At 44.2% G+C, this 19,190-nt stretch carries 19 protein-coding genes, 1 tRNA gene and 1 riboswitch; of the genes, 9 read left to right on the forward strand and 11 right to left on the reverse strand.

Translation table 11 applies throughout. The features are described 5' to 3' along the window. Positions 1-20: 20 nt before the first annotated feature. The 10 genes from rnt to OCU56_RS04110 all read right to left on the reverse strand — a co-directional run bounded on the left by rnt (position 21) and on the right by OCU56_RS04110 (position 8,719). Positions 21-665: a ribonuclease T gene (gene rnt / locus OCU56_RS04065; RefSeq protein ID WP_261874269.1), complete on the reverse strand. Its 645-nt coding sequence runs from the start codon at positions 663-665 to the stop codon at positions 21-23. A 201-nt stretch (positions 666-866) separates the two neighbouring features. After that, the gene (gene gloA / locus OCU56_RS04070; RefSeq protein WP_261874270.1) at positions 867-1,283 is read right to left on the reverse strand and encodes a lactoylglutathione lyase; all 417 of its coding nucleotides are present in this window, start codon (positions 1,281-1,283) and stop codon (positions 867-869) included. Between the two features lie 38 nt (positions 1,284-1,321). Then, the gene (gene nth / locus OCU56_RS04075; protein ID WP_261874271.1) at positions 1,322-1,957 is read right to left on the reverse strand and encodes an endonuclease III; all 636 of its coding nucleotides are present in this window, start codon (positions 1,955-1,957) and stop codon (positions 1,322-1,324) included. Between the two features lie 23 nt (positions 1,958-1,980). Continuing rightward, the gene (locus OCU56_RS04080; RefSeq protein WP_261874272.1) at positions 1,981-2,673 is read right to left on the reverse strand and encodes an electron transport complex subunit E; all 693 of its coding nucleotides are present in this window, start codon (positions 2,671-2,673) and stop codon (positions 1,981-1,983) included. Next, on the reverse strand, positions 2,673-3,302 hold the full coding sequence (gene rsxG / locus OCU56_RS04085) for an electron transport complex subunit RsxG (RefSeq protein WP_261874273.1): 630 nt from the start codon (positions 3,300-3,302) through the stop codon (positions 2,673-2,675). Before rsxG ends, OCU56_RS04080 begins: the two co-directional genes overlap by 1 nt. Positions 3,303-3,306: 4 nt before the next feature. Then, positions 3,307-4,356 (reverse strand): electron transport complex subunit RsxD, encoded by a 1,050-nt coding sequence (gene rsxD, locus OCU56_RS04090; RefSeq protein ID WP_261874274.1) that lies wholly within the window; start codon positions 4,354-4,356, stop codon positions 3,307-3,309. After that, positions 4,356-7,139: an electron transport complex subunit RsxC gene (gene rsxC / locus OCU56_RS04095; RefSeq protein ID WP_261874275.1), complete on the reverse strand. Its 2,784-nt coding sequence runs from the start codon at positions 7,137-7,139 to the stop codon at positions 4,356-4,358. The genes rsxD and rsxC overlap by 1 nt, the downstream gene beginning before the upstream one ends. Positions 7,140-7,144: 5 nt before the next feature. Beyond that, positions 7,145-7,726, reverse strand: coding sequence for an electron transport complex subunit RsxB (gene rsxB, locus OCU56_RS04100; RefSeq protein ID WP_261874276.1), 582 nt, complete (start codon positions 7,724-7,726; stop codon positions 7,145-7,147). Beyond that, positions 7,726-8,307, reverse strand: a complete 582-nt coding sequence (gene rsxA, locus OCU56_RS04105; protein WP_261874277.1) for an electron transport complex subunit RsxA — start codon at positions 8,305-8,307, stop codon at positions 7,726-7,728. The genes rsxB and rsxA overlap by 1 nt, the downstream gene beginning before the upstream one ends. A 336-nt stretch (positions 8,308-8,643) precedes the next feature. After that, positions 8,644-8,719 (reverse strand) — tRNA-Asn (locus OCU56_RS04110). A 500-nt stretch (positions 8,720-9,219) separates the two neighbouring features. On the opposite strand from OCU56_RS04110, the gene uvrB reads away from it, so the two are divergent. The 3 genes from uvrB to OCU56_RS04125 are packed head-to-tail and all read left to right on the forward strand — an operon-like array spanning position 9,220 to position 13,052. Beyond that, positions 9,220-11,265 (forward strand): excinuclease ABC subunit UvrB, encoded by a 2,046-nt coding sequence (gene uvrB, locus OCU56_RS04115; RefSeq protein ID WP_261874278.1) that lies wholly within the window; start codon positions 9,220-9,222, stop codon positions 11,263-11,265. Between the two features lie 40 nt (positions 11,266-11,305). Continuing rightward, positions 11,306-12,709: a quorum-sensing sigma-54 dependent transcriptional regulator LuxO gene (luxO, locus tag OCU56_RS04120; protein WP_261874279.1), complete on the forward strand. Its 1,404-nt coding sequence runs from the start codon at positions 11,306-11,308 to the stop codon at positions 12,707-12,709. Continuing rightward, positions 12,702-13,052, forward strand: a complete 351-nt coding sequence (locus OCU56_RS04125; RefSeq protein ID WP_261874280.1) for an Hpt domain-containing protein — start codon at positions 12,702-12,704, stop codon at positions 13,050-13,052. Before luxO ends, OCU56_RS04125 begins: the two co-directional genes overlap by 8 nt. On the opposite strand, the gene yvcK is transcribed toward OCU56_RS04125, so the two are convergent. Further along, the gene (yvcK, locus tag OCU56_RS04130; protein WP_261874281.1) at positions 13,049-13,945 is read right to left on the reverse strand and encodes a uridine diphosphate-N-acetylglucosamine-binding protein YvcK; all 897 of its coding nucleotides are present in this window, start codon (positions 13,943-13,945) and stop codon (positions 13,049-13,051) included. The genes OCU56_RS04125 and yvcK overlap by 4 nt on opposite strands. Positions 13,946-14,118: 173 nt before the next feature. After that, a riboswitch (molybdenum cofactor riboswitch) is annotated at positions 14,119-14,288 on the forward strand. Between yvcK and moaA the strand changes: the two genes are divergently transcribed. The 6 genes from moaA to OCU56_RS04160 all read left to right on the forward strand — a co-directional run bounded on the left by moaA (position 14,277) and on the right by OCU56_RS04160 (position 19,172). Next, positions 14,277-15,266: a GTP 3',8-cyclase MoaA gene (moaA, locus tag OCU56_RS04135; RefSeq protein ID WP_261874282.1), complete on the forward strand. Its 990-nt coding sequence runs from the start codon at positions 14,277-14,279 to the stop codon at positions 15,264-15,266. It overlaps the preceding riboswitch by 12 nt. A gap of 54 nt (positions 15,267-15,320) precedes the next feature. After that, positions 15,321-15,833 carry a molybdenum cofactor biosynthesis protein B gene (gene moaB / locus OCU56_RS04140; protein WP_261874283.1) on the forward strand — a complete coding sequence of 171 codons (513 nt, stop codon included), beginning with the start codon at positions 15,321-15,323 and terminating at the stop codon, positions 15,831-15,833. A gap of 6 nt (positions 15,834-15,839) precedes the next feature. Further along, complete coding sequence (gene moaC, locus OCU56_RS04145) at positions 15,840-16,319, forward strand: cyclic pyranopterin monophosphate synthase MoaC (RefSeq protein ID WP_261874284.1); 480 nt, start codon at positions 15,840-15,842, stop codon at positions 16,317-16,319. Next, the gene (gene moaD, locus OCU56_RS04150; protein ID WP_261874285.1) at positions 16,316-16,561 is read left to right on the forward strand and encodes a molybdopterin synthase sulfur carrier subunit; all 246 of its coding nucleotides are present in this window, start codon (positions 16,316-16,318) and stop codon (positions 16,559-16,561) included. The genes moaC and moaD overlap by 4 nt, the downstream gene beginning before the upstream one ends. Before the next feature lies 1 nt (position 16,562). Then, a complete protein-coding gene (moaE, locus tag OCU56_RS04155) occupies positions 16,563-17,012 on the forward strand; it encodes a molybdopterin synthase catalytic subunit MoaE (RefSeq protein ID WP_261874286.1) in 450 nt (149 codons plus the stop codon). A gap of 531 nt (positions 17,013-17,543) precedes the next feature. After that, complete coding sequence (locus OCU56_RS04160; protein WP_261874287.1) at positions 17,544-19,172, forward strand: ABC transporter substrate-binding protein; 1,629 nt, start codon at positions 17,544-17,546, stop codon at positions 19,170-19,172. Positions 19,173-19,190 lie beyond the last annotated feature (18 nt).

The following is a 19,190-nucleotide window of genomic DNA, read 5'->3' on the forward strand; positions in this document are numbered from 1 at the left end:
CTCTGGTTGTGAGTTTGTGTTTATTCTTCTCCGATCAACGGCCAGCCACCAAGTGCTTTCCACTGATTGACAATTTGACAAAATAATTCTGCGGTTTTCTGAGTATCGTAAAGTGCTGAGTGCGCTTCTTTACTATCAAATTCAATTTTAGCAGCTCGACATGCTTTGGCTAAAACGGTTTGCCCAAAAGCTAATCCACTTAATGTGGCCGTGTCGAATGTGGCAAAAGGGTGAAATGGCACACGCTTTAATTTACTGCGTTCACTGGCTTTAGACACAAAACCATGATCAAAAGCGGCATTGTGCGCCACAATAATCGCGCGGCTACAGCCCGCTTGTTTTTGCTCTTTGCGAACCAGTTTATAAATTTCTTTTAAAGCTTCTGACTCAGGAATAGCGCCACGCAGTGGACTATAAGGGTCACGAATACCAATAAAATCCAGAGCTTCCTGTTCTAGATTAGCGCCTTCGAAAGGTTCGACTTGGAAACTCAGAGTGCTTGCTGGGTGCAAGTCGCCATTTTCATCCATGGCCAGTGTGACTGCGCAAATTTCAAGCAATGCATCAGTTGAGGCGTTAAAACCGGCGGTTTCCACATCAATAACTACAGGGAAATACCCTCTAAATCGTTTTTTCAGGGTCAAAGCTTCATTTTCTACAGACATAACAGGTAATGCATATGGGGAATGGGGGGCATTATTACAGATCCATGAAATTTTCTAAACCTAAACATTAATTTAACTTGGTCAAAAAACGAAAAGAGCGAAGATTATTCATGGATAATCTTCGCTCTTAAATGAACATTATATATACACCTATCTCTGTAACAAAACTCGTTACGCATGGTGTTTGTAGAAGAGGAGAGCCTAGCCGTTTAAACCTGCAGCAGCACTTTCATTTTGGATAAGTTCGATTTTGTAGCCATCAGGATCGGTAACAAAAGCAATATGTGTTGACCCCCCTTTTACCGGACCCGGCTCGCGAGTCACATTACCGCCGGCGGCTTTAATGGCATCGCAAGTGGTGTAGATGTCTTGATAGCCAATGGCAACATGACCAAAAGCGTCACCAAGATCGTACTCAGTGGTTCCCCAATTGTAGGTCAACTCAATCACAGCTCCTTGGGATTCATCGCCAAAACCGACAAAAGCGAGGGTGTATTTGTATTCTTTATTTTCGTTCTTACGTAGCAGTTTCATACCCATAACTTTGGTATAAAACTCAATAGATTTATCTAAATCACCCACGCGAAACATGGTGTGTAATACGCGACCTTGAGACATGTTCTTTCCTTAGTAATATTGGTTAATGGGTTATCGGTCTAGTCGATAGCCTTATCTTTAAACTCACATAAATCTTCAATTAAACAACTGCCACAGCGCGGTTTACGCGCAATGCAGGTATAGCGACCGTGCAGTATCAGCCAATGGTGTACATCTAATTTAAATTCTTTAGGCACTACTTTGAGTAGTTTTTGCTCAACGTCGTCAACGGTTTTACCCATCGCAAATTTTGTGCGATTAGAAACACGATAAATATGAGTGTCTACCGCAATAGTAGGCCAACCAAAGGCGGTATTGAGCACCACATTGGCTGTTTTTCTGCCTACGCCGGGTAACGCCTCTAAAGCCTCGCGATTCTCTGGTACTTCACCATTGTGTTTCTCTAGCAATATTTTGCAGGTTTTAATGGTGTTTTCTGCTTTAGAATTAAATAAGCCTATGGTTTTAATATACTGTTTCAGCCCATCGACACCCAACTCCAGCAGTGCTTGTGGTGTATTAGCAACGGGATACAGTTTATTTGTGGCCTTATTAACACTGACATCGGTGGCTTGCGCAGAAAGCAAGACCGCGATGAGCAATTCAAAAGGAGAGTTCCAGTTAAGCTCTGTTTCTGGGTGAGGGTTTTCATCACGCAGTTTTTCCAGTATGAGTCGACGCTTCTCTTTATTCATTGAATCCGTTATAAAATATAAGATTAGTTATTGGTGACGCGCACACGTTCAATTTTCTGTTTTTCTTGTTTAGGTGATTGTTTTTCTTGGTAATTATCAAACCAGTTTTTAGCTGCAATTAAAAATCCTACGCCGATAAAAGCCCCAGGAGGGAGCATGGCTAATAGGAAATTGCTATCGGCATGATATATCTGAATGCGTAATACGCTGGCCCAATCACCAAGCAGTAAATCAGCACCGTCAAATAAGGTACCGTTACCCAGCACTTCGCGCAAGGCACCTAAAGTCACTAATACCGATGTCATGCCTAGCCCCATCCAAAAGCCATCCAATACGGCAAGCAGCGGCGGATTTTTCGAGGCATAGGCTTCGGCTCTACCTATGATGATGCAGTTGGTCACAATCAATGGAATGAATATGCCAAGAGAGAGGTACAAACCGTGAGCGTAAGCATTGATAAGCATTTGGACACAAGTTACCAAAGCGGCAATGATCATAACAAATATAGGTAAGCGGATCTCTTTAGGTACATGGTGACGAATTAACGATACGGTTAGGTTGGACAGCACTAACACCACTAAAGTTGCAATACCTAGCCCAAGGGCGTTAGTGACGGTAGCCGAAACCGCTAACAGAGGGCAAAGGCCCAACAGTTGCACTAGAGCAGGGTTGTTATTCCATAAGCCATTTTTTAGTAGCAGTTTTTTTTCTGACATTATTTCACCTCACAAAGTGGTGAGTGATTTAAAATTTGTTGTTGGTGTTGTGAAAAGTATAGACCGGTATTGTAGACCGCTTTCACTACAGCGCGTGGGGTAATGGTTGCACCGGTAAACTGGTCAAATTGCCCACCATCTTTGCGCACATGCCAACTGTCATGATTATCCGCACTAATAATCTTATTAGTGAAGGATAATATCCAATCAGAAACCCGCAAATCAATTCTATCTCCCAGCCCTGGTGTTTCGTGTTGTTCTAGCACTCGTGCTCCTAGGACTTTTCCTTGAAGATCGACCCCAACAAGTAAACGGATATTGCCGTTATAACCATCAGGGGCAATGGCTTCAATGGCCACAGCTGTAGGCTGACCATTAATAGTAGCGATATATGCGGGCATGTAATCTTTCGTACCTAACGCGTCATCTTGCAGGTTAACACATTGTGCGTATAACTCATTGTCGTGCAATTGAGTCGGAATAACTTGATTAAGTTGCCCTTGTAATTGACGGATCTGCTGAGCTTTGATCGTATCTGCCGTCAAAATGTGTGTAATGGCAACAACACCGGTTGTAATGCAAGCGAATATGGCGAGTACTAAACCGTTTTTTTGTATGGTTTTTAACATGATATTACTTGTGACCGTAAGTTCTTGGTTGTGTGTAGTAGTCAATTAACGGTACACACATATTGGCAATAATAACTGCAAAAGCAACCCCGTCAGGGAAGCCACCAAAGGTGCGAATAATCACAATAAGTGCGCCAATTAAAGCGCCAAAAATGACGCGACCTTTGATGGTTGTTGCTGCGGATACTGGGTCGGTGGCAATAAAAAATGCCCCCAGCATAGTTGCACCAGAAAAGAGCTGAAATAATGGAGTGCCTAGAGAGCCTGGGTCGATAGCAAACAGCAACAAACTGGTGAGTAGCACACCACCCAGCACGCCAACGGGGATATACCATTGAATGACTTTAAGTTTAAGCATGATCACCCCACCAATAAGGAACATGATGTTGACCCATTCCCAACCTAAACCTGCTATGGCAGAAAAGAGTGAGCTGTGGGTGATTTCAGACAAGGTTTGACCATTGCCAAGTCCCGTTTTTATGGTATCCAGTGGGGTTGCCATAGTGATGCCATCGACACCGGTTCGGATCTGTTGTAACGACATGCCATCTAGGTTGAAACCACTAAATATCAAGGATAACGCATCCGTTGCCCCCACAGGTGAAGCTGATATTTGTGCAGGGGTTAGCCAACTGGTCATTTGTACTGGAAAAGAGATCAGTAGCACCACATAGGCAACCATGGCCGGATTAAATAAATTCTGACCTATGCCACCATAAAGGTGTTTGGCAATCACGATAGCAAAAAAGAGACCGATTACCGTAATCCACCACGGGGAAAGAGGGGGAATGGCGATAGCAAATAACAAGGCTGTAACTAAAGCACTGTTATCCCGTAGCGCAAGTAAAGGGGAGCGGCCTCGAAGTAACATGACGAGTGATTCAAATGTCCATGCCACCAAAATAGCGAATGCTATTTGAAATAAGGTACCAAAGCCGAAAAAGTAGGTTTGTGCCAAAATTCCAGGTATAGCGCACACGGCCACTAGCATCATCATGTTAGAGAGTGAGCGTCGCTTTTGTGTGTGGGGTGAGCTGGCGATAAAAAAGGCCACTAGTTGTTCTCCTTAGAGTCACGGCTTTTAGCTTGTTGAGCCATTTTCTTAGCTTTAGCACGAGCTACTGCTGCCGCAATAGCCGCTTTTTTGGGATCGGCACTTGCCGTCTGGTTACTATCAGGGGTATTGGATGGCGCGTCAGTGGTGCGTTGTTGCTCTTGCTGCTGTTTACGCGCTTTGGCACGGGCAACGGCGGCTGCGACCGCGGCTTTTTTCGGGTCATCGTTTTGTGCTTGGTTACTATCAGGCGTATTGGATGGCGCGTCAGCGGTGTGGTGTTGCTCTTGCTGCTGTTTACGCGCTTTGGCACGGGCAACGGCTGCTGCGACAGCGGCCTTTTTCGGGTCATCGTTTTGCGTTTGGTTACTATCAGGCGTACTGGATGGCGCGTCAGCGGTGCGTTGTTGCTCTTGCTGCTGTTTGCGCGCTTTGGCACGGGCAACGGCGGCTGAGACAGCGGCCTTTTTCGGGTCATCGTTTTGCGCTTGATTACTGTCAGGCGTACTGGATGGCGCGTCAGCGGTGCGTTGTTGCTCTTGCTGCTGTTTGCGCGCTTTGGCACGGGCAACGGCTGCTGCGACAGCGGCCTTTTTCGGGTCATCGTTTTGCGCTTGGTTACTATCAGGCGTACTGGATGGCGCGTCAGCGGTGTGGTGTTGCTCTTGCTGCTGTTTACGCGCTTTGGCACGGGCAACGGCGGCAGCGACAGCGGCCTTTTTCGGGTCATCGTTTTGCGCTTGGTTACTATCAGGCGTAATGGATGGTGCGTCAGTGGTGCCTTGTTGCTCTTGCTGTTGTTTGCGCGCTTTGGCACGGGCAACGGCCGCAGCGACAGCAGCTTTTTTCGGATCAGCACTTTCTGTCTGGTTACTGTCTGGCGTATTAAGTGGTGTATCAGCAGTTTGCGCCGCTTTTTTTGCCTTAGCTCGTTCTATAGCCGCTTTTACAGCGTCTTGTTTTGAACTGTTGCTATTTGGTGAGGTTGCACTGGCTGAGGCTTGTTGTTCTTTCTTGGCTTTCGCTCGAGCAATAGCGGCCGCAACAGCGTCACTTTTTGTTGATGCTGCTGTGGTGAGCGGGGCTTGCTGTTCATTGTGTAAAGCTTTTTTCTGGCGAGCCTCTTGTTTACGCTGTTCGCGTAATTGGCGCATTTCTGAGTTATCAGGTTCAGCGGCACTGTCACCTTGCGCTAAGGCTTGTTTAGCTTTAGCGCGAGCAATGGCGGCGGCAACCGCAGGTTTAGGCCCTGCGGACTGTTTTTGCTTAACACGCTCTATGGCGGCGGCAATAGCGTCATCGCCATCAGCCGTTTTCATTTGACTGCGACGTTTATCTGCCGCTTGTTTATATTTTTGTTCACGCTCAAGTTTGTCGCGTTCTAAACGTTGCTTGCGCTGTTCAAAACGCACTTTTGCGCGTTCGGCGGCATCTTGCTCGGCGTTGCGTGCTTTAATTTCCGCCTTTGACTGTCGATAGTACTGCACCAGTGGAATATTACTTGGGCACACATAGGCGCAAGCGCCACATTCGATGCAGTCTTTTAAATTGTATTCTTCACATTTGTCTAGATCATGATCTTTTGAATACCAAAGCATTTGCTGAGGCAACAAAGAAGCAGGGCACACTTCGGCACATTGACCACAACGAATACAAGCCATTTCATGTTCATCAAAGGCGATCTCACGTTTACCCGGAGCTAATACGCAATTGCAGATCTTGGTAATAGGCGCTTGAATTTGCGGTAAGGCAAACCCCATCATTGGACCGCCGATTATGATGGTTTGTTTTTTAGTTGGCTTAAAATGGCCTTGCTCAAGCAAGTGTGAAACAGGAGTACCAATAGGCACCCAGAAATTCTTGGCCGCTTGAATGCTGTTACCCGTTAAGGTGACGACGCGCTCGATGAGTGGTTCACCATCAATAACCGCGCGTTTAACCGCAAATGCAGACCCGACATTTAACATGGTCATGCCAATATCTGCAGAGTAACCATTGCTCGGTATTTCTTTATTAGTCAGGATTTTAATCAACTGCTTAGAAGCACCTGATGGGTATTTAGTGGGTACCGCTCGAATAATCACATCGCGGTCTGCTCCCGCTTCATTTAATGCGGCTATGGCCTGTGGTTTGTTGTCTTCAACACCAATGATGATCAGCTTAGGCTTGAGAATATGCTTTAGAATATCAATGCCTTGCATGATTTCATCTGCGTACTCGCGCATCAGCATATCATCGGCGGTAATATAAGGTTCACACTCAGCGCCATTGATAATAAGAATATCCACACGGCCTAACCCAGACTGCAATTTACGCGCAGTAGGGAAGCCGGCACCGCCCATACCTGAGATACCCGCTTGACGAATAATATCGAGTAATTGCTCTGGATTACACTGAGTATAATCAGGAGTCCCTTGATGTGGCATCCAGGTATCTTGGTGATCAGGCTTGAGTATGATGGACATCTCAGGCAGTGCCGAAGGATGACAACTCGGGCGAGGCTCAATAGCAATAATTTCACCTGAGGTAGAGGCATGCACAGGGAGACTAAAACTCGAATGATATTGAGTTAATGGCTGTCCTTTTAGCACGCGGTCACCCACGTGAACTATGATGTCGCCATTTTTACCTATATGTTGCTTAATGGGTATGATTAACTCATCGGCAATACTCGAGCGCTCAATCTTAGAAGATAGAGATTGAGATTTGTTCTCTGGTGGATGAACACCTCCGGGGAATTCCCACAGGTGACCAGAACGAATTTTTTCAATTAAAGAGAGCATGTTCGCTACGAGTTTCCGTTAGTGCTAGATGAGGTGTCAAGGTTAACGACAGGGATAGAGTTAAGCTGCCACTGCCAAGTATCTGTCGTGGTTTTAACTGGGACCATTTCAATGCAGTCGGTAGGGCAAGGTGAAACGCAGAGATCACAGCCAGTGCATTGCTCTGAGATAACCGTGTGTAATGCTTTGGTGCCACCGACAATGGCATCAACCGGGCAAGCTTGAATACATTTAGTACAACCTATGCACATATCTTCGTGAATGAAGGCCACTTTTTTAACATTATCAGATAGGTCATGAGCGGACTCTGGGGCATCGACACCCATAAGGTCGGCCAATTTTTTGATGGTCGCTTCACCACCGGGTGTGCACTTGTTGATGTCATCACCATTGGCGATGGCTTCTGCATAAGGCTTACAACCAGGGTAACCACATTGCCCACATTGACTTTGTGGCAAAATAGCATCTATTTGTTCAACAATAGGGTCGGCGTCCACTTTAAAGCGAATAGAGGCAAAGCCCAATAACCCACCAAAAAAAGCTGCCAAAATAACTAAGGCAATAACCGCAATGAAGATCGCTTCCATTATATTTTCACCAAACCTGTAAAGCCCATAAAGGCCAGAGCCATTAAGCCCGCAGTGATCATAGCAATAGAAGCGCCTTTAAATGGCAGTGGTACGTCAGAGGCTGCGATGCGCTCACGCATTGAGGCAAACAAAATCAGTACCATGGAGAAACCTACTGCGGCGCCAAACCCATAAATGATGGATTCAATAAAGCTATGGTTTTCGTTTACGTTAAGTAAAGCCACACCCAATACAGCACAGTTTGTGGTAATCAAGGGGATAAAAATGCCCAGTAAGCGGTAAAGGGTTGGGCTGGTTTTATGCACCACCATTTCGGTAAATTGCACAACCACCGCGATGACCAAAATAAAACTCATTGTTCTTAGGTATTCAATACCGAGAGGCTCCAATAAGTACGCCTCAACAAGGTAGGCACACACAGAGGCCAAGGTTAAAACAAACGTAGTGGCCAGTCCCATACCGATAGCCGCCTCTAGTTTTTTAGAGACGCCCATAAAGGGGCACAAGCCCAAGAACTTAACTAGCACAAAGTTGTTCACCAGTACGGTACCAATCAACAACAAAATATATTCGGTCATACCAATTTTTACTCACCCAAATCCAGTGGCACATTATCCTAATTTGTGAGGTATATAACAACACACTATCTATAGGGATTTAGGACATTTATAAAAATATAGTCTTTTAGCGGCCGTTATTTTGCATTGCAGTGCATAAAATTGGCTTGAAAAGGCGCTTATGAAAGTAAATTAAGCCCATATTTTTAATTATGGCACATTAAGGTTGCATATTTAGATAGAGAAAAAAGCACGCTGTAAACTATGTTGCTCACAGTTACAGAAAAGAGTGGGGTTAAATTGTGCCGATCACAGAAATGAAAAAAGCCGCACCAGATGGCGCGGCTTTTAAAAATTTGGCTCCCCTTGCAAGACTTGAACTTGCGACATACGGATTAACAGTCCGCCGTTCTACCAACTGAACTAAAGGGGAATTGCTGTAAAGCGAAGCGAATATTACTGATATGAACGGTCACTGTCAACAGTAAATAAACACAATTGTTTGAAAAAATGATTGGCGGTAATTGTGGATAACGTTGAGGTCAATAGGAATAAGGTTTGCGATTACTTATCCACTGATTTTGTGGATAAGTGTGTTGATGAAGTAGGGGCAACTTTTTTCGATTAACAATTCATTTACTTGTTGATGATGGTGCTGTCATTATTTTAGTCTAGTGAATACAAGGTGTTGTACAAGATTTACGTGCTATAAAAGAGTAAAAATTACCCAAGGAAAATATTGGTGATATTTAAACAAATTGGTTACTTATGACTAAAATTGGGGAAAAGCTGTGAGTTAAATTAACAATAAAAAGAGGGGGGAATTTCTGTAGGGAAAATAATATAGCAAAAGTTAAAATCGAGCGCTAGCACTATTGGTGGTAAAATTGATATAAATAGGGTTATAAATAATTCAGGTGAAGGTAACTCATTGTGGATGAAGAAAAAAGCACAAAAAAGTTTGATTTAGTATCGAGTTATTCCCCTGCGGGAGATCAGCCTTCGGCAATAAAGCAACTGTTAGAAGGGTTAGACAGTGGCTTAGCTCATCAAACCTTATTAGGGGTAACGGGCTCAGGAAAGACCTTTTCTTTGGCGAACGTTATCGCCCAAGCGCAGCGACCTGCGATTATTTTAGCGCCAAATAAAACATTGGCGGCTCAGTTATATGGTGAGATGAAGTCGTTTTTCCCTAATAATGCGGTGGAGTACTTTGTCTCTTACTATGACTATTATCAACCTGAAGCCTATGTGCCGACCACCGATACGTTTATCGAAAAAGACTCCTCCGTTAACGCGCACATAGAGCAGATGAGATTATCTGCGACTAAGGCGTTACTGGAACGTAAAGATGCCATCATTGTCGCCTCTGTTTCTGCCATCTATGGGTTGGGTGATCCTACCTCCTATTTAAAAATGATGTTGCATATAAGGCGCGGGGATGTGCTGGATCAGCGTGACATTTTGCGCCGTTTGGCCGAGTTGCAATACTCAAGAAACGATGTGGCTTTTGAGCGCGGTCAGTTTCGTGTGCGTGGGGAAGTGATTGATGTGTATCCCGCTGAATCTGAACATGATGCGGTACGCATTGAAATGTTTGATGATGAAATCGACTGCATCAGTATTTTTGATCCCCTAACCGGTTCGGTGACGCAACGGGATTTACCGCGTTTTACTATCTATCCTAAAACGCACTATGTCACTCCTCGTGAGCGGATGCTAGAAGCCATTGAAAAAATTAAAATCGAGTTAGTTGAGCGTAAGCAGTATCTCTTAGACAACAACAAACTTCTCGAAGAACAGCGTATTAGCCAACGTACCCAATTTGACATCGAAATGATGAACGAACTTGGATTTTGTTCTGGGGTAGAAAACTACTCCAGACACTTGAGTGGTCGCGATGAGGGTGAGCCGCCTCCAACGTTATTTGATTACCTTCCCCAAGATGGTTTGTTAGTGATTGATGAGTCACACGTGACTGTGCCACAAATTGGCGCTATGTATAAAGGGGACCGATCTCGTAAAGAAACCTTAGTGGAATTTGGTTTCCGTTTACCATCGGCGTTAGACAATAGACCTCTTAAATTTGATGAATTTGAAGCGTTAGCCCCACAGACGATTTTTGTGTCTGCCACCCCTGGCAATTACGAAAAAGAGACGTCAGGCAATGACATTGCAGAGCAAGTGGTGCGTCCTACCGGTTTGCTTGATCCTGAGTTAGAAGTGAGACCCGTCAGCACACAAGTGGATGATTTATTATCGGAAATTCGTTTGCGAAGTGCTAAAAATGAACGTGTATTAGTCACGACATTAACCAAGCGCATGGCAGAAGATCTCACGGAATATCTAAGTGAGCATGACGTAAAAGTGCGTTATTTACACTCAGATATCGACACGGTAGAGCGTGTTGAGATTATTCGTGATTTACGCTTAGGGGAATTTGACGTGTTAGTGGGCATTAACTTGTTGCGCGAAGGGTTAGACATGCCAGAAGTGTCGCTGGTGGCCATTTTGGATGCAGATAAAGAAGGTTTCTTGCGATCAGAGCGCTCTCTTATTCAGACCATTGGCCGTGCAGCGCGTCATTTAGAGGGTAAGGCCATTTTGTACGCTGATCGCATTACTAACTCCATGGCCAAAGCGATGGGTGAAACAGAGCGTCGCCGTGAAAAACAACAGCAATATAACGAACAACATGGCATCACACCGCAAGCGTTACAGAAAAGCGTTAAAGATATTATGGAGTTAGGCAGTGTCACTCAAGGGGGAGGCAAGAAGAAGTCAAAAGCTGTGCCTTTGTCTAAAGTGGCTGAAAATGATGAGCAGTATAAGACTTTATCACCGCAAGACCTTGAAAAACTTATACTTAGGTTAGAGAATGAAATGTATCAACATGCTCAAAACTTGGAATTTGAAGACGCTGCTGCCAAACGGGATCAGATAGAAGAATACCGCCGACAGTTCATTGCCAATAGCTAGAATATGTTATGTCGCCTTATAAAATTAGGTTCTGCAATTAATGTCGAATAATAAAATAGAAAACACTCAGTTAACCTTACTGATGGTAGAAGATACCTTGTCAGTGGCTACCTTGTACAAAACGTATCTCGCGACACTGAATTTGGACATCCACATTGTCTCAAGTGGTGAGGCGGCGTTAAAACATCTAGAGCAGAATACCATTGATCTAATGTTGCTGGATTTGCGCCTGCCGGATATGACGGGCATGGATGTATTGAACAAAGTGAGTATTCAAGCCCCCAAAGTTCCGGTTATTTTTATGACCGCGCACGGCTCTATAGAAGTGGCCGTTGCAGCAATGCGAGCAGGGGCACATGACTTTCTCATTAAACCTTGTGAGGCGGATCAACTGCGCATCACAGTGTCAAAAGCCATCCACCAAACACAAAATATTAAGCACGATATTCTTGGCGAAGTGAATCAATATCAAGGATTTATTGGTTCCAGCCCCAGCATGCAGAAAGTGTATAAAACCATAGATTCTGCAGCATCCAGTAAGGCAAGTATTTTTATTACAGGAGAAAGTGGTACAGGTAAAGAAGTGTGTGCAGAGGCGATTCATTCGGTGAGTAATCGCAGCACAGGGCCTTGTATTGCTCTTAACTGTGCAGCCATCCCTAAAGACTTGATTGAAAGTGAACTGTTTGGGCATGTAAAAGGCGCGTTTACTGGTGCGGCTATCGATCGCAAAGGCGCAGCTGAATTAGCTGATGGTGGTACCTTATTTTTAGATGAATTGTGTGAAATGGATTTAGATTTGCAAACTAAACTGTTGCGCTTTATCCAAACGGGTACCTATCAAAAAGTAGGTTCCTCAAAATTAAGTCGGGTGGATGTACGCTTTGTGTGTGCCACCAATAAAGATCCATGGCAAGAGGTACGTAAAGGCCGTTTCCGTGAAGATCTGTACTATCGTCTATACGTGATCCCTCTGCATTTGCCACCGCTAAGAGAGAGAGGGGATGATATTATTGAAATTGCCCACTCTTTATTAGGCTTTACTTCATTGGAAGAAAATAAGCATTTTGGTAAGTTTCAGGAACAAGTGCTGCGCCATTTTGTGCATTATCCTTGGCCTGGTAACGTGCGTCAGCTACAAAATGTGATTCGTAATATTGTGGTATTAAACGAAGGGGAAGAAGTCACCCTAGATATGTTACCTGCGCCTTTAGACTGCTTTCGAGTAGATTCTTATTCTGAAGACGCCATTGACACTTTTCTCGACCCCGAGAAAAGTGAAGATACCAATAAAATTGTTCCGTTAGCACAAGTGGAACGTCGAGCAATTGAAAGAGCGATAGAGTTATGCGGTGGTAGTATTCCCGCCGCAGCCTCAGAATTGGACGTCAGTGCATCCACACTCTATCGAAAACTGGAAAAATGGGAGAAAGGACGTGGATGAAATAACATTATTGCACAAGGATAAAATAGCCAGTTTAGGGGCTCAAGTGGGGCAAGAGGTGCTGCCGACGTTATTGGAGATTTTTACCCAAGAGTTACAACAGTATATCGGTCAAATTCAACAACTCACCTTTGATGAGCAGACGCGCGAAACATTAGCGCGCATTTGTCATGCCATTAAAGGCAGTGCCCCCAGTTTTGGTGCCAATGTATTGGCGCAAAAGGCCAGCAACATGGACGCACAGTATAAGAAACAATCTTGGGAAGAATTTGACCAAGGTGCAGATGAGCTTATTTCGATTCTTAGACGAACCGTATATGAATTAGAGCAACTGGATCTTTAATGCGGTGAGTTTAATTGCTCTAGTATTGCCTTATGTAACTTATCTCGATCGTGACGCCAGCCTCTATTCATAGAGGCTAAGTCACGAGTGACTATATTCCACTGCTCTTCTAATTCAGGAAGCGGACTGCCACTTAACACGGTATCTATTTTTCGCCCTTGGCAGGCCCGTTCAATCCAAGTGAGTTTTTGTTGCCGTTCCATGCGTCCAGCAGGGCCAGATTCAGGGCTTAAATTTAGCACTAAAATGAGTTTGGCATTTTTGTTGTTATTGATAGCTTTACCAATTTCAGGCAATAGTAGCGGGGGCATAATACTTGTTAAAAAGCTGCCAGGGCCTAATACGATGGCATTGGCTTGTTGGATGGCGATAATAGCTTCACTAATTGCTGGTACCTCAGGGTCGAGATCCAAACGGAGTAAATCTTCGCTCATTTCATCCACGCTGGTTTCCCCTTTGACCCAGCCACCATTGGTTGATAGTGCCCGTAAATCGGAAGGGTGTTCCGTCATAGGTAAAATATTGACGTCCACTTTCAGCATTTCTCTAACGAGGTTAATGGCCTGTAGCGGACGAATGGAGAGGTTATCCATCGCGGTTAAAATTAGATTCCCAAGGTTGTGGCCATCCAATTCACCAAGGCCACGAAAGCGATACTCAAAGATCATTGAGCTAATGGAGGGCTCGGTAATTAGCTGATTGATACAGTTACGGGTATCCCCCCAAGCGATGCCTCCCTGACAATGACGAATACGCCCTGTAGACCCCCCATTGTCCGTGGTGGTGACAATACCAGTCGCATTGCTCCCAAAGTCCTTCAAAGCCGCCAACATACGACCAAGACCGTGACCGCCACCAATGGCGACAACTTTATGTGATGAGTAAATATCCAAGCTAATTCATTCTTATTTATAGAAATACGTGGCAAATGTACCTGAAATTTTATATTAGACTAAATTTACTGCAACTGATGTTGATTGAGCGCGCTTTTTACAACATTCACCTTGGTAAAAAATAGTGCTTTCATTTAGGCTTTAGCATTGACCTGCAAAATTTGGTTTATACTGTAGGTGTAAAACTCCGAGTCTTCTTCACTAAGTTTAACGTTTTACTCGCTTTTTTCATATTAATAAGCGAGACAATATGTGAATTAGGCCGTGGCATTTCGCCACCAGGGTGACCATTAGAAATGGGGTTGCCTCCCGTATTTAGGAAAGGTGTTTTGTGACGCAACAATTTGAAGATAGTTTTCACCGTAAGTTTTATTACTTGCGACTTTCTGTTACTGACGTTTGTAACTTTAAGTGTAATTACTGTTTGCCAGATGGGTATCACCCAGAAGCGAGCAAACGCCCTCCTTTTATCACTCTTCCTGAAATTCAGCGTGTGGTAAGGGCTTTTGCGCATTGTGGCACCACCAAGGTTCGTATTACCGGTGGAGAGCCAACCCTGCGTAGAGACTTTACTGACATCGTACAGAGTGTGGCCAATACGCCTGGTATCGACAAAATTGCTACCACCACTAATGGCTATCGTATGGCAAAGCAAGTCTCTGATTGGAAAGAGGCAGGTTTAACTCATATCAATGTCAGTTTAGATAGCTTAGATCCAAAGCAGTTTCACCAAATCACTGGGCAAAACCGCTTTCACGATGTTATGGCAGGAATAGACCGAGCTTTTGAGGTCGGTTTTAAGCAAGTGAAAGTGAATGTGGTGCTACTTAAAGATTTAAATAGCCAGCAACTGCCACAGTTTCTGCATTGGATAAAAGACAAACCCATTCAACTGCGATTTATTGAATTGATGAAGACCGGTGAAATGGATGATCTGTTTGAACAGCGCCACGTATCTGGGGTGTCGATTCGCAATCATTTGATCGCGAATGGTTGGTTATTAAAACCGCGTGAAGTCAATGATGGTCCAGCTCAAGTATTTTTCCATCCCCAGTATCAAGGTGAAATTGGTCTCATCATGCCTTATGAAAAGGGGTTCTGCTCAACATGCAACCGCTTACGCGTCTCGGCTATGGGTAAGCTACACCTTTGTTTATTTGGTGAGCAGGGGCTGGAATTGCGGGATTTGATGCAAGAAGACCATCAAGAAGAGGCGCTCATTGAGCGTATTTCACAAGGTTTAAAAACCAAAGATGTCAGCCATCACCTTGACCAAAATAACCCGGGAGCTACCCCTCATCTGGCTTCCATTGGTGGCTAATTTTAGCCACTACATTTTATTTAAAACACAGACAGTACATAGGAATTGAGACTCATGGGACACGCTCATAACGATTTTACACCGGCCAACATCGCCGTATTGACCGTATCAGATACTCGTACAGAAGAAACGGATACCAGCGGTGGTTATTTAGCTGAACAAATTATACAAACCGGACACAATTTAGCGGATAAACAAATTGTTATTGATGATGTTTACAAAATCCGCGCCATTGTTTCAAAGTGGATAGCCGATGAAAATATAGAGGCTATTTTACTGACGGGTGGCACAGGTTTCACCGCTCGTGATTTTACCCCAGAAGCGTTATCCCCTTTATTTGATAAAGAGGTGGAAGGCTTTGGTGAGTTATTCCGTGCCGTGTCCTATGAAGAAATTGGTACCTCTACCATTCAATCTCGTGCTTTAGGTGGTTTTGCTAACCGTACTGTTATCTTGGCCATGCCAGGTTCAACAGGGGCGTGTCGCACCGCATGGACGCGTATTATCAAAGATCAATTAGATTCTCGTCATAAGCCATGTAATTTCATGCCGCATATTGGGATGTAAGTATTGATGAGTGAATTAACCCATATTAATCAAAATGGTGAAGCCAACATGGTCGATGTATCCGCGAAGGCGGATACGGTTCGTGAAGCAAGAGCTGAGGCCATAGTGACGATGTCTGAGCAGACGCTGGCGCTGATCTTAAGTGGTGAACATCATAAAGGTGATGTGTTTGCCACGGCGCGTATTGCTGGAATTCAAGCAGCGAAAAAAACCTGGGATTTGATCCCTCTGTGCCACCCACTGTTATTGTCTAAAGTTGAAGTTCAACTAACGCCATTACTAGAGAGCAATCAAGTGCGCATTGAGTCTGTGTGTAAATTAGCCGGCAAAACGGGAGTAGAAATGGAAGCACTGACCGCCGCTTCTGTGGCAGCGCTGACCATTTATGACATGTGTAAGGCTGTGCAAAAGGACATCGTTATCTCACAAGTAAGGCTACTAGAGAAAATGGGTGGTAAATCTGGACACTTTGAGGCCCGCGTATGATAAAAGTCGTTTTCTTTGCTCAAGTTCGTGAGTTAGTCGGTGTTGATGAAGTGACGATAGAGGCCGCAGAGAGCTCGGTTGATAGCATTAGGCAGCAGTTAATTGAACGCGGTGATAAATGGGCGCTAGCCTTAGAGTCGGGTAAATTACTTGCAGCGGTAAATCACACTATGTGCTCCCTTGATACTTCAGTGAAAGCAGGAGATGAAGTTGCTTTCTTTCCTCCCGTTACTGGAGGGTGATATGAATAGGGTGTTGGTTCAAGAGCAGGACTTTAATCTTGCACATGAGTATGAACTATTAGCTGAATCACCGTCTATTGGCGCGGTGGTGACATTTGTGGGCAAAGTACGAGATTGTAACTTAGGTGACAATGTTATCGGTTTAAATCTACAACACTACCCAATAATGACAGAAAAAGCGCTACAGCAAATTTGCGACGAGGCACGTGCTCGTTGGCCTTTGGATAAAGTGACTGTGATACATAGGGTGGGCGATCTCGATATTACAGATCAAATCGTTTTGGTGGGCGTCTCTAGTGCTCACAGAGATGCGGCCTTTGCCAGTTGTGATTTTATTATGGATTACTTGAAAACCAAGGCACCGTTTTGGAAGAAAGAGCGTTTAAATGACGGCGAGCGTTGGCTCGATGCTCGTCAGTCAGACCAAAATGCATTGCAGCGCTGGCAGTAAGCGAAGTCAAAAGTATTTGTAGTGATCTAGTTCACAAAATTTCTTGAAACCTAAAGCCTCATATTTCATGAGGCTTTTTTTGATCCCAATCATAATTTTTTATATTCCTTTGCATGGAAGTTCGCGGTTAATTTCGCCATTGTGTGTGTATTTCTTTTTGAATTTGTAGCTATTTATTTATTTTATGTTTGTTAATGGTTAACGGAGAGGTGACTGGTTGTGATGGTGTTCACTTTTCTATGCTTTATTTTGTTGTGAGCAAATGTCCAGTGTAATTTTGCAGGTTAGATCACTGAATAAATTAATAATAACCAAATTAAGTTCTGGAATATTGACCCAGGCTGAAATTTAGATAATGCATGATGACATTTATATGGCAAAAACAGTCAATGATTGGTAACTTTGTTTGCAATCTTTATGGCCTTTAATTAATTTAGCCTATTTTATGGACACAAAGTAGCCTAAAAACAACAAGTTAAAGTCAGAATAAAGAGTTCATGGATGCAACAATAAAAAACTGGAGTTTATTGCATGTATAAAAATAAGATCACCCAAGCTCTTATCCTTGGAGCGAGCCTAGCTGCAGCGACCACTTCTTTCACCACTTTTGCTGCGCATGTACCAGCAGGCACAGAGCTTGCACCTGTACAGGAATTGGTTCGTGGTAATGGTACTGAGGTTGCTTCGATCGACCCACATAAAACGGAAGGTGTTCCTGAGTCTCACGTAATTCGTGACCTACTTGAAGGCCTAGTAAACCAAGACGCTGATGGCAACACGATTCCTGGTGTCGCTGAATCTTGGGAAACCACAGACAACAAAACATTTATCTTTCACCTACGTAAAGAAGCCAAGTGGTCTAATGGCGATCCGGTAACGGCAGATGATTTTGTATATAGCTTTAAGCGTGCCGTTGATCCAAACACAGCATCTCCGTACTCTTGGTACTTAGAGATGACCACAATGGTTAACGCAGCTGACATTATTGCTGGTAAGAAAGACAAAGACACTTTAGGTGTTAAAGCCATTGATGACCACACTCTGGAAATCCAACTAGAGCAAGCGGTGCCATACTTTGTGAAGATGATGGGCCACACAACAGTGAAGCCTGTACATCGTGCAACCATTGAAAAATGGGGCGACCAGTGGACTAAGCCTGAACACTTTGTTGGTAACGGCGCATTTGTATTAGACAAGTGGGTAGTGAACGAACGTATCGAGCTAGTACGCAATACCAAATACTGGGATAACGAGCATACGGTATTGAACAAGGTGACTTTCCTTCCTGTGGAAAATCAGGTTTCTGAAATGAACCGCTTCTTGTCTGGTGAAATCCAAATCACCCAAGATTTACCTATTGAGCACTTTAAGCGTCTTAAGAAAGAGCACCCTGAATCTGTATCAGTAAAAGGCAACTTATGTTCTTACTACTACGGCTTTAATAATGCTAAAGCGCCATTTAATGATGTGCGTGTGCGTGAAGCGCTGTCTTACACCATTGACCGTGATGTCATCGCTAACTTGATTCTTGGTCAAGGCCAAAAACCGGCTTACTTCTTGACTCCTGAGATCACAGCGGGCTTCCACCCAAATCTTCCTGCATACGGCAAAATGACGCAGAAAGAGCGTGTGGCTAAAGCACAGCAACTGCTTGCTGAAGCAGGCTTTGATAAGAGCAACCCTCTGTCATTCACACTGCTTTACAACACGTCTGAGAACCACAAGAAAATTGCAACTGCCATTCAATCTATGTGGGCTCGTGGCCTAGGCGTTAAAGTGACGCTTGAAAACCAAGAGTGGAAAACCTATCTAGACACTCGTCGTCAAGGTAACTTTGATGTGACTCGTGCGGGTTGGTGTGGTGACTACAATGAAGCATCTAGCTTCTTGTCACTAATGCAATCAAATAATAGCTCTAATGATCCTAAGTATCATAGCGAAACTTATGATGCGATCATGGCGCAAGCAATGGCTGCAACAAACGATGCTGAACGTGAAGACTTGTACTCAAAAGCTGAGCAACAGCTTGCTAAAGATATGCCAATCGCGCCTATCTATCAGTATGTTACTTCTCGCCTAGTGTCCGAAAAAGTGGGTGGCTACCCAAGCAACAACGCGGAAGACAAGCTTTACTCTAAAGATATGTACATCGTTAAGTAACCTCTGCTTAAAACAATA

The sequence above is a fragment of the Vibrio rarus genome, assembly GCF_024347075.1.
Classification (GTDB): domain Bacteria; phylum Pseudomonadota; class Gammaproteobacteria; order Enterobacterales; family Vibrionaceae; genus Vibrio; species Vibrio rarus.

What these genes read in the sequence shown, in the direction of transcription:
- rnt (WP_261874269.1), bottom strand. Translation starts at nt 665, where the DNA reads ATGTCTGTAGAAAATGAAGCTTTGACCCTGAAAAAACGATTTAGAGGG.
- gloA (WP_261874270.1), bottom strand. Translation starts at nt 1,283, where the DNA reads ATGTCTCAAGGTCGCGTATTACACACCATGTTTCGCGTGGGTGATTTA.
- nth (WP_261874271.1), bottom strand. Translation starts at nt 1,957, where the DNA reads ATGAATAAAGAGAAGCGTCGACTCATACTGGAAAAACTGCGTGATGAA.
- OCU56_RS04080 (WP_261874272.1), bottom strand. Translation starts at nt 2,673, where the DNA reads ATGTCAGAAAAAAAACTGCTACTAAAAAATGGCTTATGGAATAACAAC.
- rsxG (WP_261874273.1), bottom strand. Translation starts at nt 3,302, where the DNA reads ATGTTAAAAACCATACAAAAAAACGGTTTAGTACTCGCCATATTCGCT.
- rsxC (WP_261874275.1), bottom strand. Translation starts at nt 7,139, where the DNA reads ATGCTCTCTTTAATTGAAAAAATTCGTTCTGGTCACCTGTGGGAATTC.
- rsxB (WP_261874276.1), bottom strand. Translation starts at nt 7,726, where the DNA reads ATGGAAGCGATCTTCATTGCGGTTATTGCCTTAGTTATTTTGGCAGCT.
- rsxA (WP_261874277.1), bottom strand. Translation starts at nt 8,307, where the DNA reads ATGACCGAATATATTTTGTTGTTGATTGGTACCGTACTGGTGAACAAC.
- luxO (WP_261874279.1), top strand. Translation starts at nt 11,306, where the DNA reads ATGTCGAATAATAAAATAGAAAACACTCAGTTAACCTTACTGATGGTA.
- moaB (WP_261874283.1), top strand. Translation starts at nt 15,321, where the DNA reads ATGGGACACGCTCATAACGATTTTACACCGGCCAACATCGCCGTATTG.
- moaC (WP_261874284.1), top strand. Translation starts at nt 15,840, where the DNA reads ATGAGTGAATTAACCCATATTAATCAAAATGGTGAAGCCAACATGGTC.
- moaD (WP_261874285.1), top strand. Translation starts at nt 16,316, where the DNA reads ATGATAAAAGTCGTTTTCTTTGCTCAAGTTCGTGAGTTAGTCGGTGTT.
- moaE (WP_261874286.1), top strand. Translation starts at nt 16,563, where the DNA reads ATGAATAGGGTGTTGGTTCAAGAGCAGGACTTTAATCTTGCACATGAG.
- OCU56_RS04160 (WP_261874287.1), top strand. Translation starts at nt 17,544, where the DNA reads ATGTATAAAAATAAGATCACCCAAGCTCTTATCCTTGGAGCGAGCCTA.